At 40.4% G+C, this 275-nt stretch carries 1 protein-coding gene; it reads left to right on the top strand.

The genetic code is table 11. The features are described from left to right. The coding region (locus tag MRBLPE1_RS16820; protein ID WP_364147394.1) for a helix-turn-helix domain-containing protein at window positions 1-275 on the top strand (275 nt) is incomplete at both ends.

Here is a 275-nt window from a genome sequence, read left to right on the forward strand (position 1 = left end):
GTCAGGAAATAAAGGGGTTAAAAGCATTGCGAGATCCTTAGGAATCAATCATGAAGTTTTGCGTATGTGGATTAAGCAATACGAATATCACGGCGTAAAAGCTTTTGAAAAAAGCTATACAGCGTACACCATCCCATTTAAACTAGATGTACTCAACCATATGAACGAGAATGGGACGTCTCCAAACGAAGCAGCTGTCATTTTCAATATCTCTTCTCCAGGGATTATTCGAAAATGGCGCAGTCAATTCAATGAACACGGAATCGACGCCCTAA

The sequence above is a fragment of the Paenibacillus sp. LPE1-1-1.1 genome, assembly GCF_040676435.1.
Classification (GTDB): domain Bacteria; phylum Bacillota; class Bacilli; order Paenibacillales; family Paenibacillaceae; genus Pristimantibacillus.